At 53.5% G+C, this 13,968-nt stretch carries 14 protein-coding genes and 1 tRNA gene; 9 read left to right on the forward strand and 6 right to left on the reverse strand.

What is annotated here, in order from left to right:
• Positions 1-5: 5 nt before the first annotated feature.
• A complete protein-coding gene (pgtC, locus tag OGX84_RS03270; protein WP_172962719.1) occupies positions 6-1,238 on the reverse strand; it encodes a phosphoglycerate transport regulator PgtC in 1,233 nt (410 codons plus the stop codon).
• 394 nt (positions 1,239-1,632) lie between these two features.
• Between pgtC and pgtP the strand changes: the two genes are divergently transcribed.
• Positions 1,633-3,024 carry a phosphoglycerate transporter PgtP gene (pgtP, locus tag OGX84_RS03275; RefSeq protein ID WP_024130464.1) on the forward strand — a complete coding sequence of 464 codons (1,392 nt, stop codon included), beginning with the start codon at positions 1,633-1,635 and terminating at the stop codon, positions 3,022-3,024.
• A 135-nt stretch (positions 3,025-3,159) separates the two neighbouring features.
• Here pgtP and OGX84_RS03280 read toward each other — a convergent pair.
• Positions 3,160-3,247: transfer RNA gene (locus OGX84_RS03280), tRNA-Ser, on the reverse strand.
• Between the two features lie 369 nt (positions 3,248-3,616).
• Here OGX84_RS03280 and yccA point away from each other — a divergent pair.
• Positions 3,617-4,276: an FtsH protease modulator YccA gene (gene yccA / locus OGX84_RS03285; RefSeq protein ID WP_012132952.1), complete on the forward strand. Its 660-nt coding sequence runs from the start codon at positions 3,617-3,619 to the stop codon at positions 4,274-4,276.
• Positions 4,277-4,367: 91 nt separating this feature from the next.
• Complete coding sequence (gene tusE, locus OGX84_RS03290) at positions 4,368-4,697, forward strand: sulfurtransferase TusE (protein WP_071258270.1); 330 nt, start codon at positions 4,368-4,370, stop codon at positions 4,695-4,697.
• Here tusE and yccX read toward each other — a convergent pair.
• Positions 4,694-4,975, reverse strand: coding sequence for an acylphosphatase (gene yccX / locus OGX84_RS03295; RefSeq protein ID WP_112002293.1), 282 nt, complete (start codon positions 4,973-4,975; stop codon positions 4,694-4,696). The genes tusE and yccX overlap by 4 nt on opposite strands.
• A gap of 94 nt (positions 4,976-5,069) precedes the next feature.
• Between yccX and rlmI the strand changes: the two genes are divergently transcribed.
• Positions 5,070-6,260 carry a 23S rRNA (cytosine(1962)-C(5))-methyltransferase RlmI gene (rlmI, locus tag OGX84_RS03300; protein WP_112002294.1) on the forward strand — a complete coding sequence of 397 codons (1,191 nt, stop codon included), beginning with the start codon at positions 5,070-5,072 and terminating at the stop codon, positions 6,258-6,260.
• A gap of 57 nt (positions 6,261-6,317) precedes the next feature.
• Positions 6,318-6,635: a heat shock protein HspQ gene (gene hspQ / locus OGX84_RS03305; RefSeq protein ID WP_012132956.1), complete on the forward strand. Its 318-nt coding sequence runs from the start codon at positions 6,318-6,320 to the stop codon at positions 6,633-6,635.
• 60 nt (positions 6,636-6,695) lie between these two features.
• On the opposite strand, the gene OGX84_RS03310 is transcribed toward hspQ, so the two are convergent.
• Positions 6,696-7,109 carry a CoA-binding protein gene (locus tag OGX84_RS03310; protein ID WP_049008447.1) on the reverse strand — a complete coding sequence of 138 codons (414 nt, stop codon included), beginning with the start codon at positions 7,107-7,109 and terminating at the stop codon, positions 6,696-6,698.
• A gap of 173 nt (positions 7,110-7,282) precedes the next feature.
• On the opposite strand from OGX84_RS03310, the gene OGX84_RS03315 reads away from it, so the two are divergent.
• Positions 7,283-7,945 carry a DUF2057 family protein gene (locus OGX84_RS03315; RefSeq protein WP_012132958.1) on the forward strand — a complete coding sequence of 221 codons (663 nt, stop codon included), beginning with the start codon at positions 7,283-7,285 and terminating at the stop codon, positions 7,943-7,945.
• A gap of 115 nt (positions 7,946-8,060) precedes the next feature.
• The gene (gene mgsA, locus OGX84_RS03320) at positions 8,061-8,519 is read left to right on the forward strand and encodes a methylglyoxal synthase (protein ID WP_012132960.1); all 459 of its coding nucleotides are present in this window, start codon (positions 8,061-8,063) and stop codon (positions 8,517-8,519) included.
• Between the two features lie 31 nt (positions 8,520-8,550).
• Here the strand turns inward: mgsA and helD are convergent, their stop codons facing one another.
• Positions 8,551-10,605, reverse strand: a complete 2,055-nt coding sequence (helD, locus tag OGX84_RS03325) for a DNA helicase IV (protein WP_112002295.1) — start codon at positions 10,603-10,605, stop codon at positions 8,551-8,553.
• A gap of 123 nt (positions 10,606-10,728) precedes the next feature.
• On the opposite strand from helD, the gene OGX84_RS03330 reads away from it, so the two are divergent.
• Both OGX84_RS03330 and yccS read left to right on the forward strand, forming a co-directional pair.
• Positions 10,729-11,175, forward strand: a complete 447-nt coding sequence (locus tag OGX84_RS03330) for a YccF domain-containing protein (RefSeq protein ID WP_012132963.1) — start codon at positions 10,729-10,731, stop codon at positions 11,173-11,175.
• A gap of 18 nt (positions 11,176-11,193) precedes the next feature.
• Positions 11,194-13,341, forward strand: a complete 2,148-nt coding sequence (yccS, locus tag OGX84_RS03335) for a YccS family putative transporter (RefSeq protein ID WP_112002332.1) — start codon at positions 11,194-11,196, stop codon at positions 13,339-13,341.
• On the opposite strand, the gene OGX84_RS03340 is transcribed toward yccS, so the two are convergent.
• The gene (locus tag OGX84_RS03340; protein WP_112002296.1) at positions 13,310-13,933 is read right to left on the reverse strand and encodes a TfoX/Sxy family DNA transformation protein; all 624 of its coding nucleotides are present in this window, start codon (positions 13,931-13,933) and stop codon (positions 13,310-13,312) included. The two genes, yccS and OGX84_RS03340, sit on opposite strands and share 32 nt — an antisense overlap.
• Between the last annotated feature and the right edge of the window lie 35 nt (positions 13,934-13,968).

Here is a 13,968-nt window from a genome sequence, read left to right on the forward strand (position 1 = left end):
GCCCTTCATTTCAGTTCTTCCAGTTTATTGATCGCCTGACGCTGGTTGTTGAGAAACCAGATCTGCCACTCCATCATTTGCTGCTCCGCAAAGCTCTTATTGTCGAACTGCGCCAGCCAGGCTTCATCTTCGCTGCTTGCCGGATCGACCGGCACACGGGTTAACAGCGCGCGTATTTCAGGCAACGGACGCTTAAGACGGGCTTCCGCGCTGTGCAGCGCTCGCCAGGCATCTTTCAACTGGGCGAGACGAAAGCTGATTGCCGTATCAAACATACGCTGAACCAGACGCTGACGTTTCAGGATCAGCCGATAATTTAACGGCGGTTGATTCATCAGTACCGCCTGTTGCGCTGCCCGTGGGTTTCCTGCCGCCAGCGGCGTAACCGGATATTTCCCCGTATTGGCGTCAGCGAGGATCCGCTGCCCTTCCGGGCTTAACAGATAGCGAATAAAACGCCGCGCTTCGCTGGCATGCTGGCTGTTTTTGAGTACCGCAACATAGGTAGGCGAAACGGCCGACTGCGGAAAGTAGGTAAAGGCCAGATGAGGATCGTTCAGCAACAGATTGGCATAGTTATCAATCACCGGGCCGGCCACGCCCAGCCCGCTTTTTATTTTATCCGCCACGCCAAAGCTGCGTGATGAAATCGTCACGAGGTTTCCCGCACTCGCCAACAACGTTTCCCATCCCTGCGCCCAGCCTTTTTGTTGCAACAGCGCCTCCACCATCAGGTGGTTGGTATCCGAGCGCGATGGGCTGCTCATCAGCAGCGCCCCCTGATATCTGGGATCGGTCAGGTCGTCCCAGTCCGTTGGCGAAGGCAGATGCCGTGCAGTCAGCGCCGAGCGATTAATCAGCAAACCGAATCCCGAGATAGCCACGGCAACGGAGGTTGAACGGATGGATTCCGGCACCAGATGTTGACTGACTGACGGCGCACCGTTGAACGGCGCCAGTTTTTGATGTTCCTGAAGATGCTGAAGCAACATCGGCGACGAGGTCAGAATCAGATCAACGTTTTCCGCATTTGCCGTATCAAGCAACTGTTCCAGCGAGGCGCTGGTGCGATTGAGCGTGCGGATCATCACCGACCCCGGCTCCGTCTGCCAGCGCTGGATAATCCACGCGGTGGCGCTGGGGGAAAATGTTGTCGCCATCACCAGTTCATTGCTTTGCGCCGCACAGGGTCTGAACAACGCGGTCAGCAGCAGCAACGCGAACGTTTTGCTAACCATCCCGCCCCGACGAAGAAACATGTTTGTGATCCCGTTCATAAATATTGAGATATCGAAAAAATAGCGTTGAGACAAAACTTACCCGTTTGTGACAATTAGCGGATGAATAACCACTATCGTAAAAATATTCGTGCTGGCATCCGAAAATACCAGCAAAGATTACCAGATAATGAATGTGGAATTTGTTAATATCCGCACAAGCCAGACATAAAACCAGCGTCTGATTAATTACGCCGCATTTCACTCATTCAAAACGTGTCAAAAATAACCTTTCAATTCATCATTTTGAGTCAATTTTGACACATTTCATCGACTTGAGTTTCATGGCCGCTTATTTCACTCTTCATGCCGAATACTCCTGATGTTCATACCAATATAAAATACAGGTGACGACATGTTATCAATATTTAAAACAGGGCCATCGGCGAATAAAGTTCCTGCTGAGAAAATTCAGGCAACTTATGGTCGATACCGTATGCAGGCGCTGCTTAGCGTATTTCTGGGCTATCTGGCGTACTATATTGTGCGCAATAACTTCACATTATCCACGCCTTACCTGAAAGAACAGTTAGACCTGAGCGCCACGCAGATCGGTTTGCTCAGTAGCTGTATGCTCATTGCGTACGGAATCAGCAAAGGCGTCATGAGCAGCCTCGCAGATAAAGCCAGCCCGAAAGTCTTTATGGCCTGCGGCCTGGTGCTGTGCGCTATCGTAAACGTCGGATTGGGGTTCAGTACCGCATTCTGGATCTTCGCTGCGCTGGTTGTCCTGAACGGCCTGTTTCAGGGGATGGGCGTCGGCCCCTCTTTTATCACTATCGCTAACTGGTTCCCGCGTCGGGAGCGTGGACGAGTGGGGGCGTTCTGGAACATTTCGCATAACGTTGGCGGCGGGATTGTCGCCCCGATCGTAGGTGCCGCGTTTGCAATCCTCGGCAGTGAACACTGGCAGAGCGCCAGCTACATTGTTCCGGCCTGCGTGGCGGTGGTTTTCGCCCTGATTGTACTGCTGCTTGGTAAAGGCTCGCCGCGTGAGGAGGGCCTGCCTGCGCTGGAAGAGATGATGCCGGAAGAGAAAGTGGTGCTAAAGACCAGACACGCCGTAAAAGCGCCGGAGAACATGAGCGCATTCCAGATCTTCTGCACGTACGTGCTGCGTAACAAAAACGCCTGGTATGTCTCCCTTGTGGACGTGTTCGTCTATATGGTGCGCTTCGGCATGATCAGCTGGTTGCCTATCTACCTGCTGACGGTGAAACACTTTTCCAAGGAACAGATGAGCGTCGCCTTCCTGTTTTTTGAATGGGCGGCCATTCCTTCTACCCTGCTGGCCGGCTGGCTCTCCGACAAACTGTTCAAAGGACGTCGGATGCCGTTAGCCATGATCTGTATGGCGCTGATCTTCGTCTGCCTGATCGGTTACTGGAAAAGTGAATCTCTGCTGATGGTGACGGTTTTCGCGGCGATTGTTGGCTGCCTGATTTACGTCCCGCAGTTTCTGGCCTCCGTCCAGACGATGGAAATTGTTCCCAGCTTTGCCGTAGGTTCAGCCGTTGGCTTACGCGGATTTATGAGCTACATCTTTGGCGCCTCGTTAGGCACCAGCCTGTTTGGCGTGATGGTGGATAAAATGGGCTGGCACGGCGGTTTCTATCTGCTGATGGGCGGGATCGTCTGCTGCATTCTGTTCTGCTATCTCTCTCATCGCGGCGCGCTGGAACTTGAGCAACAGCGTAAGAACACTCAGCAGGAAGACGCCTCTTTAACACTGGCCGACGCACAATAATCGCCCACACCAGGGAAAAGAAAACCCCGGATAGCTTTTGTTATCCGGGGTTCGGCATGATCTGAAAGAAGCGGGATACGATATTCTTTGACACAAAAACAAAGGGGCTACCTTTCGGTAACCCCTTGTTTAATCTGGCGGAAGCGCAGAGATTCGAACTCTGGAACCCTTTCGGGTCGCCGGTTTTCAAGACCGGTGCCTTCAACCGCTCGGCCACACTTCCTGAATGAGGCGCACTATAAACATCCCAATGCGCCGTGTAAAGCCCGAATGTGTTCGTTTGCCTGAAAAACAGGCAAAAAGCTGTTAATAGCCTGAAATAACAACAAATTGACCATTTATTCAGCATAAAAAGAGGCCCGGCGGCAAATGTTCCGTTGCGCCTCTTTTATTATGCGCTCATCATCAACCTTTACTGCCGCCTCTTCTCTCCCGTCACGTTTTATGTCGGGTGAGTTTCGCGACAACGCCTGAAATAACATGCTTAACCTGTTAGAGATCAAATGCGTAAAGATGGGTAAAACCGCTGTGTGATTATCAGCGGTTTTATTATCCTCTTTCGCTAACTACATCTGTCATAAGAGAGTGACTCATGGATCGTATTATTACTTCTTCACGCGACCGCACATCGCTACTCAGCACCCATAAAGTGCTGCGCAATACCTATTTCCTGCTGAGCCTGACGCTGGCGTTCTCTGCGATCACCGCCACCGCCAGTACGGTACTGATGCTGCCGTCTCCGGGTCTCATTCTGACGCTGGTAGGCATGTACGGTCTGATGTTCCTGACCTATAAAACGGCGAATAAACCCACCGGTATCCTGTCGGCGTTCGCCTTTACCGGCTTCCTGGGCTACATTCTTGGCCCGATTCTCAACGCCTACCTCTCAGCGGGTATGGGCGATGTTATCGGCATGGCGCTGGGCGGTACGGCACTGGTCTTCTTCTGCTGCTCCGCTTATGTCCTGACAACGCGTAAAGATATGTCCTTCCTGGGCGGTATGCTGATGGCGGGTATCGTTGTGGTGCTGATTGGCATGGTTGCGAATATCTTCCTGCAACTGCCTGCGCTGCATCTGGCCATCAGCGCGGTGTTTATCCTGATCTCTTCCGGGGCAATCCTGTTCGAGACCAGCAACATCATCCGTGGCGGTGAGACGAACTACATTCGCGCAACGGTCAGCCTGTATGTCTCGCTGTACAATATCTTCGTCAGCCTGCTGAGCATTCTGGGCTTCGCCAGCCGCGATTAAGATATAAGAACGCATTAACCAGGCCCCGCTTATGCGGGGCTTTGTTTTTTTGGTAAACTGGCGCCAGTTTGACTAACGCTGTGAAGAATTTATGTTGATCTTTGAAGGCAAAGAAATCAGTACGGATAGCGAAGGCTATTTAAAAGAGACGGCGGAATGGAGCGAGCCTCTGGCAGTCACTATTGCTGAAAAGGAAGGTATTACCCTCTCTCCTGAACACTGGGAAGTGGTGCGTTTTGTGCGTGATTTCTACCTGGAGTTTAATACGTCTCCGGCCATCCGCATGCTGGTGAAAGCAATGGCGAATAAGTTTGGCGAAGAAAAAGGCAACAGCCGCTACCTGTATCGCCTGTTTCCGAAAGGCCCGGCAAAGCAGGCAACGAAGATTGCTGGCCTGCCTAAACCGGTGAAATGTATTTAATAGCGGATACTGAAACCTGTTAACTCCTCGCCAGGGCGATGTGGCTCACTCAGAACCCTGTCTACCCTGGCGCTACGCGGCCCGCCATCCTTCAGCCACTTCATCAGTTTATCCACCTGTTCACTTTCGCCACAGGCCACCACCTCCACGCTTCCATCATCCAGATTGCGCGCATAGCCCGTCAGCCCCAGGCGCTGCGCTTCATGCTGCGTGGTATAGCGAAAACCAACGCCCTGAACCCGACCGTGTACCCAGGCGATTATGCAAACTTTCGACATTGTTGTGCTCCTTATCATCGCGGGGCGCGTTGCAAATCCTCGCAAAACTCAGGACAATGGCGCCCATTTCTTTGATTCGACAGAATAGCAAATTATGAGTGTACGTTTAGTGTTAGCCAAAGGGCGCGAAAAATCTTTACTTCGTCGCCATCCGTGGGTCTTTTCCGGTGCCGTAGCCCGAATGGAAGGTAAAGCCAGCCTCGGTGAAACCATCGATATTGTTGACCATCAGGGTAAATGGTTAGCGCGCGGCGCCTATTCTCCCGCCTCGCAAATTCGTGCACGCGTCTGGACATTCGATCAGGCGGAATCCATCGACATTGCGTTCTTCACTCGTCGTCTGCACCAGGCGCAACAGTGGCGCGACTGGCTGGCGAAAAAAGACGGGCTGGACAGCTACCGTCTGATCGCCGGTGAATCCGATGGTTTGCCGGGCATCACTATCGACCGCTTCGGTAACTTCCTGGTTCTGCAACTATTGAGCGCAGGTGCGGAATATCAACGCGCCGCGCTGATCAGCGCATTGCAAACGCAGTATCCCGAATGTGCGATCTACGACCGCAGCGACGTCGCCGTGCGTAAAAAAGAGGGAATGGAACTCACCCAAGGGCCTGTCACTGGCGAACTGCCGCCGGCCCTGCTGCCCATTGAAGAGCATGGCATGAAGCTGCTGGTAGATATTCAGGGGGGTCATAAGACAGGCTATTACCTCGATCAGCGTGACAGCCGCCTGGCGACGCGTCGCTATGTGGAAAACCAGCGCGTGCTGAACTGCTTCTCCTATACCGGCGGTTTTGCCGTGTCGGCACTGATGGGCGGTTGCCGTCAGGTGGTGAGCGTTGATACATCGCAGGAAGCGCTGGATATCGCGAAGCAAAACGTTGAGCTGAACAAACTGGATCTGAGCAAAGCCGAGTTTGTGCGTGACGATGTGTTCAAACTGCTGCGCACCTGTCGCGATCGTGGAGAGAAATTCGACGTCATCGTGATGGACCCACCGAAGTTCGTCGAAAATAAAAGCCAGCTGATGGGGGCCTGTCGCGGCTATAAAGATATCAACATGCTGGCTATCCAGTTGTTGAATCCGGGCGGCGTGCTGTTGACGTTCTCCTGTTCCGGCCTGATGACCACAGATTTATTTCAGAAAATCATTGCAGATGCCGCAATAGATGCCGGTCGTGATGTACAATTTATAGAGCAGTTCCGTCAGGCTGCCGATCATCCGGTGATCGCTACCTACCCGGAAGGGCTGTATCTGAAAGGGTTTGCCTGTCGCGTCATGTAACTTGAAAAGTGGAATGTTACCCTCATATTGAGAGTATCTATTTCCCGGGAGGTGACTATGATTGCCAGCAAATTCGGTATCGGCCAGCAGGTCCGCCATTCCCTGTTAGGTTACCTCGGAGTGGTCGTGGATATCGACCCGGAATATTCGCTTGATGAACCGTCACCTGATGAGCTGGCGGTTAACGACGAACTTCGCGCCGCTCCCTGGTATCACGTGGTGATGGAAGATGATGAAGGCCAGCCTGTACATACCTATCTGGCTGAAGCCCAGTTAAGCAGTGAAACGCAAGATGAGCATCCCGAGCAACCCTCGATGGATGAACTGGCGCGCACTATTCGCAAACAGCTGCAAGCGCCGCGTCTGCGCAACTGATTCAACGTAAAATGCCCGATAGCGCGACGCTTATCGGGCTTACACGCTATGTCTGAGCCCTTATTTCGCCAGCCCTAAACGCGGAATCTCTATTGCCGGACAGCGATCCATCACGACTTTCAATCCCGCATTTCGCGCCAGCACGGCGGCCTGCTCATTAATTACGCCCAGTTGCATCCATAAGGTCCTCGCGCCAATGGCGATAGCTTCCTGCGCGACGCCCCATGCGGCTTCTGAATTACGGAAGACATCAACCATATCGACCCTTTCCGGTATGTCCGTCAGCTTCGCATAGCCTTTCTGCCCCAACAACGTGGTTCCGGCCACCTTCGGCGAGACAGGAATAACGTGGTAGCCCTGGTCGAGTAAATATTTCATCACACGGTAACTTGGGCGCTCGGGCTTATCACTTGCCCCCACCAGCGCGATGGTACGTGTGGACGTCAAAATGCCAGCGATATCGGTCTCTTTCATCATCTTTCTCCAGGCTGTTTTGCAAAGTGTACGACAAACCTGACATTGCAACCATTCATCCCATACGGACGTATGAGAGCAAAAGCTAAAAATATGTCTATATGTTAGTAAACATGATTAGCGAAAAATTTTGATACATTATTAACCGGGCGGTTTTTGGACAGGAGAACCCTATGAAAACCGGCATTATAACCATGTTATTCGTTCTGTATTTGCCGGTAACCGCCTTTGCCACGACCCTTCGTCTTTCAAATGACATTGACCTTTTAGTGTTAGACGGCAAAAAAGTCTCCAGTTCATTGCTGCGCGGCGCGGACAGCATCGAACTGGACAACGGCCCGCATCAGCTTGTGTTTCGCGTTGAGAAAACCATTCGCCTGTCCAGCCACGAGGAACGACTCTACATTTCTCCCCCGCTGGTGATCAGCTTTAACACGCAACTCATCAGCCAGGTCAATTTTCATCTTCCGCATCTGGAAACCGAACGAGAAGCCGCGCATTTTTCCACCACGCCGCGTCTGGAACTGCTGGACGGCGACGCGATGCCGATTCCGGTCAAACTGGATATTCTGGCAATCACCTCGACCGCCAAAATCATTGATTACGAAACCGAAACCGAGCGCTACAACAAAGCCGATAAACGCGCCTCCTTGCCGCAGTTCGCCACGATGATGGCCGATGACAGCACGCTGCTTTCCGGGATCTCTGAGCTGGACGCCGTTCCGCCGCAGTCTCAGGCACTCACGGAGCAACGACTCAAATACTGGTTCAAACAAGCCGATCCGCAAACGCGTAATAACTTCCTGCAATGGGCGGAAAAACAACCGCCCTCCTGACATTTTATGTCGACGCTGGCGAGTATGACGAGTCGGCGCGCATTTTTTTCGTCTTTCTCTTGCAGCGTCAAGCGCTTCCAGTACTCTGTAGCAAGGTTAACTACGGAATTGAACTATGGAACTGACGACTCGCACCTTGCCTGCGCGCAAACACATTGCTCTGGTGGCGCACGACCACTGCAAACAGATGTTAATGAGCTGGGTGGAACGCCACCAGCCGCTGCTGGAAAAGCACGAGCTTTATGCCACAGGCACAACCGGAAACTTAATTCAACGCGCCACGGGTATGAACGTTAACGCGATGCTGAGCGGCCCGATGGGCGGCGATCAGCAGGTCGGCGCCCTGATCTCTGAAGGGAAGATTGATGTGCTGATTTTCTTCTGGGACCCGCTCAATGCCGTTCCGCACGATCCAGATGTGAAGGCGCTCCTGCGTCTGGCTACGGTGTGGAACATTCCGGTCGCCACCAACGCGTCTACGGCTGACTTTATTGTCCAGTCTCCCCATTTTAACGATGCCGTGGATATCCTGATCCCGGATTATCAACGTTACCTGGCTGAACGCCTGAAATAACGCTCCCACAGGCGGCACAAGCCGCCTGCTCTTAAGGCTTCCTCGCCACCGGCACGTCCAGATGCTTAAGATCGTCCACAAAGCGCGACGGATTCTCTTTGTTAAATAACAGCCAGACCCGATGCCGGGCGCGCGTCAGCGCCACATACAACAGTCGCCGCTCTTCCGCATCCGGGAAATCCTCCACCTGCGGCAATAATGCTTCTTCCATAATCGACTCGCGCGCAGGCGCCGGGAAACCATCACTGCCTTCCTGTAGCCCGACAATAATCACATAGTCAGCCTGCTGGCCCTTACTGGCATGGATGGTCATAAAATCCAGTTGCAGCTTAGGCCAACGGGTCGCCGCTTTTTCAAGACTGGCTGGCTTCAGATGGTGGTAGCGCGCCAGCACCAGAATGCGCTCATCCTCTTTCGCATATCCTGAAAGCTTATCCAGCAAGGCATCCAGCTGGTTTTCATCCAGTAACGTTACCGCTTTCTTATCGCCCGCCGTCAGACTGTTAAGCGGCTTTTTGAGCTGATGCGGATTTTGTTGGATAAAACGATTGGCGATTTCGCCAATGCGCCCGTTAAAACGGTAGGTTGTATCGAGGTCACAGCGATCGCCCTCGCCAAAAGAGTGATGAAACGCGGTCGTTAAAGAGAGCTGCGCCCCGCTGAAACGGTAAATCGCCTGCCAGTCATCGCCAACGGCAAACAGCGTGGTATGCGAATTTTGTTTGCGCAGCGCCGCCAGCAACGCCGCACGCTGCGGGGAGATATCCTGAAATTCGTCCACCAGAATATGTTTCCAGGGACTGATAAAACGCCCCTTTTCCAGGATAACGATCGCCTGGTGGATAAGCCCGGAGAAATCGACGGCGTTTTCCTCTTTCAGCGCGCCTTTCCACGCTTTCAGCAACGGCGCCATCAATTTGATGCGCTTACTGAACAGATCGCGAATCTCCTCAGGCGCACTGGCGATCATCTCAGCCTGAGCGCCGCCATGCATTCGCATCAGGCTCACCCAACGGTCCAGCCGGGAGGCCAGACGGCGCTGTAGCTTTTCATCATCCCAGAAATTGCCCTCAGGCAGCGGCCATTGCATTTCCTCTTCCAGCCACTGCCGCCACCCTTTCGCCTGCGCTTTTTTCTCGCTGCACTGCTGACGCCAGGTTTTGATGAACAGTTTATGTCGCGCGGCAGCGTCGTTTTCCAGTTTGCTGATGGTCGGGACTTTCTTACTCCCCTGCTGAATGATATGCAGCGCCAGGGCGTGGAACGTACGGGCGGTGATCGCGTCCGTATGCAATCTTTCACGAATGCGTTCGTCCATCTCTTCTGCGGCCTTGCGGCCAAAGGCCAGCAGCAGAATTTGCTCAGCCGCCGCTTCCCCCCTGGCTAACAGCCAGCCTGCGCGCGCGACCAGCACAGACGTCTTACCGCTCCCGGCTCCCGCAAGCACCAGCAAAGCATGTTCACCATTGACCACTGCTCTGGCCTGCGCCGGATTCAGCGGCGAGGACTCAATGTTCTGGAAGAAGTCAGCATATTCCGTCAGCATCACCTCGGTATAGGCCTGGTTATGCTGCTGGCGGCATCCCTCGATATCGTTCAACCATGCCAGACAGCTACGCCAGGCATCGCGGCAGTTCTCGAACTCCTCCAGGCGATTAACCGGCAGCGGTAACGCAGCAAAAGCGCGGCGAATGTGTTGCTGTAATCCTGACGTTTGCTCGCGAGTTAACCACCGTTTTTCTCCGGTTCGCTCGGCAATAAGATCCCGTTGTTCCTGTAAAACCCGGGCCGCCACCTCGCTCATCTCCTGGCTCCAGCGCTGCCAGTGCGCATCCAGGTAGTGATGAAAACGCTGCGTCTCTGCCCATTCAGTACCGTGCAGACGCACCACTTTGTCATCCGGGAGGACAAACTCAAGCTCCCCCCACACCAGCCCCCGTTTACAATGAATAGCCAGTAACTGATTGAATGGAATAAGATACTCGTGGCGATCGCCCGAGACTTTAATACCGGCATTGAGAATAACGGCCCGATCGTACGGGTGTTGCGCCAGACGTTTTCCAAGAGAAGTTGCTTTCAGTTCCATGACTCAGCGAATCCAGACGAAGAGTATTTCTTGTCAGTGTAACCGCCAGAGAAAACGTGCTCCAGCCCAAAAAAACGTTACAATTGCCTGCAATCACAGAAAACCAGAGTTAGCCGAGGGTTTATGCGTACTGTTCTGAATATTTTAAATTTTGTATTGGGTGGTTTTGCCACCACTCTGGCCTGGCTGCTGGCGACGCTCGTCAGCATCGTGCTCATTTTCACATTACCGTTAACCCGCTCATGCTGGGAGATTACAAAACTTTCGCTGCTTCCCTACGGCAATGAGGCCGTTCATGTTGACGAGCTGAACCCGGCAGGGAAAAGCACGCTGTTGAATACCGGCGGTACGGTACTCAATGTTTTCTGGCTGATCGTCTTTGGCTGGTGGCTCTGCCTGATGCACATTGCCTCCGGCATTGCGCAATGCATTACGATCATCGGCATTCCCGTCGGCATCGCGAATTTTAAAATCGCCGCCATTGCGCTCTGGCCGGTAGGGCGTCGCGTGGTTTCCGTAGAGACAGCTCGCGCGGCGCGTGAAGCCAGTGCGCGTCGCCGCTTTGAGTAATCAGGACTGATGGCCTTTATGTTAAGTCCCTTGCTCAAACGCTATACCTGGAACAGCACCTGGCTGTATTACGTTCGCATTTTTATCGCGCTATGCGGCACAACGGCCCTGCCCTGGTGGTTGGGCGATGTCAAACTCACCATACCGTTAACGCTCGGTATGGTCGCCGCCGCCCTGACCGATCTGGATGACCGTCTCACCGGGCGTCTGCGCAATTTAATCATCACATTAATCTGTTTTTTTATCGCCTCCGCTTCCGTGGAACTGCTCTTTCCCTGGCCGTGGCTGTTTGCAATTGGATTAACGCTCTCTACCAGCGGATTTATTCTGCTCGGCGGTTTAGGGCAGCGTTACGCCACCATTGCTTTCGGGGCGCTGCTTATCGCTATTTACACGATGCTGGGCACCTCGCTTTACGACCAGTGGTATCAACAGCCCATTCTGCTCCTTGCTGGCGCCGTATGGTACAACCTGCTGACGCTGACCGGGCATCTGCTCTTCCCGATTCGCCCCTTGCAGGATAATCTGGCGCGCAGCTACGAACAGCTGGCACGCTACCTGGAGTTAAAGTCGCGCTTGTTTGACCCGGATATCGAGGATGAAAGCCAGGCGCCGCTGTATGATTTAGCGCTGGCCAACGGACAACTGATGGCGACGCTGAATCAGACGAAAGTCTCTCTTCTTACCCGCTTACGCGGCGACCGGGGGCAACGAGGAACCCGCCGCACGCTGCACTACTATTTTGTCGCGCAGGATATTCACGAGCGTGCAAGCTCATCGCATATTCAGTATCAGACGTTGCGCGATCATTTCCGCCACAGCGACGTGATGTTCCGTTTCCAGCGCCTGATGTCGATGCAGGGGCAAGCCTGTATGCAGCTCTCACGCTGTATATTACTGCGTACGCCTTATCAGCATGATCCACACTTCGAGCGCGCGTTTACCCATATTGATGCGGCGCTCGAACGTATGCGCGCCGCTGGAGCATCCTCTGACTTACTCAAAACACTGGGCTTTTTGTTGTCCAATCTGCGGGCGATTGATGCGCAACTGGCGACGATTGAATCCGAGCAGGCGCAGGCAATGCCGCGCAGCGAATCAGAAAACCTGCTTGCCGACGACAGTCCTCATGGGTTCAGTGATATCTGGCTACGTCTGAGCCGTAACTTCACTCCCGATTCAGCGCTATTTCGCCACGCGGTGCGTATGTCGCTGGTGCTCTGCGTCGGTTACGCGCTGATCCAGATTACCGGCATGACTCACGGTTACTGGATCCTGCTCACCAGCCTGTTCGTCTGCCAGCCGAACTATAACGCCACGCGGCACCGGCTGGCGCTGAGGGTCATCGGGACGCTGGTCGGCGTCGCCATTGGTATACCAATCTTGTGGTTTGTCCCCTCGCTTGAAGGCCAGTTGATACTGCTGGTTATCACCGGCGTACTGTTTTTTGCTTTTCGAAACGTACAGTATGCCCATGCGACGATGTTCATCACCCTGCTGGTGCTACTCTGTTTTAACCTGCTGGGTGAAGGCTTCGAAGTTGCCTTGCCGCGCGTGATCGATACGCTGATCGGCTGTGCGATCGCGTGGGCCGCCGTCAGCTTTATCTGGCCCGACTGGCGCTTTCGTAACCTGCCGTGTGTCCTGCAACGGGCCACGGATGCGAACTGCCGCTACCTGGACGCGATCCTTGAGCAGTATCATCAGGGGCGTGATAACCGGCTGGCCTACCGCATTGCCCGCCGTGACGCCCACAACCGTGATGCCGAGCTGGCCTCGGTGGTGTCGAATATGTCCAGCGAACCCGATGTCACTGCCGAAACTCGTGAGGCGGCGTTTCGGTTACTCTGCCTCAATCATACCTTTACCAGCTATATCTCTGCTCTGGGCGCGCATCGCGAACAGCTCACCAACCCGGATGTCCTGGCGCTGCTGGATGATGCTGTGTGTTATGTCGATGATGCGCTTCACCATCAACCCGCCGATGAACAGCGTGTTCACCAGGAGCTGGCAAGCCTGAAAGAGCGGATTCAGCACCTGGAGCCAAAACCAGACAGTAAAGAACCCCTGGTGGTGCAACAAGTCGGCCTGCTCATTGCATTACTGCCTGAGATTGGTCGTTTACAGCGGCAAATCACGCCGTCGCCTTCTGGTGCTCCGGCATAAGCGACTGCGCCCACTCAGCAAGCTCCTGGCGGCGTACCGCCGGGAGCGCCGCTTCATGTATGCCAGCGATTGCCCCTTCTAACGCATAGAGAGTTTTCACCGTTAGCAGCTTATTGCTCTCTCTTAGCCGCAGCCAACACATTTTTGCGCCGAGTATCCGCAATGTGTTTTCATCATTAATTCCGGCCTCATGCAGAAGGTTCTCCAGATGAAACGTCACGTTTGGCAGATTCTTCAATCGACGTTGTGAAAAACGGGTACGTTTTTCTTTTATGGCTGCATCCAGCGAATACTGCGATAAAAGCACCAGCTGTTGTTGATCGCGCCATAAGCTTTCATCCACCCGGTAATAATTCAACATAACGGGACGGCCACGTTTCATAAATGTTAACCAGACGGGGGAATGCTTCACGCAATACGCGACGCTTTGCTCACAGGCGCGCAGGTATAGCTCACCCTCAGCCACCATCGCAAACACCGTATCCTCGATTGTCAGGCTGTAGCTACCAAACAGCGAACGATAGTGAACCGTGCCCAGAGAGGCTAAATATTCTTGTGATTTATAGATCTTGTCATAGGAACGTAATTTCATAAAATCCCTTTTAAATCATAAAGTAAAAGAATGAT

This window comes from Citrobacter sp. CK202 (assembly GCF_030333225.1).
Taxonomy (GTDB): Bacteria; Pseudomonadota; Gammaproteobacteria; order Enterobacterales; family Enterobacteriaceae; genus Citrobacter_B; species Citrobacter_B koseri.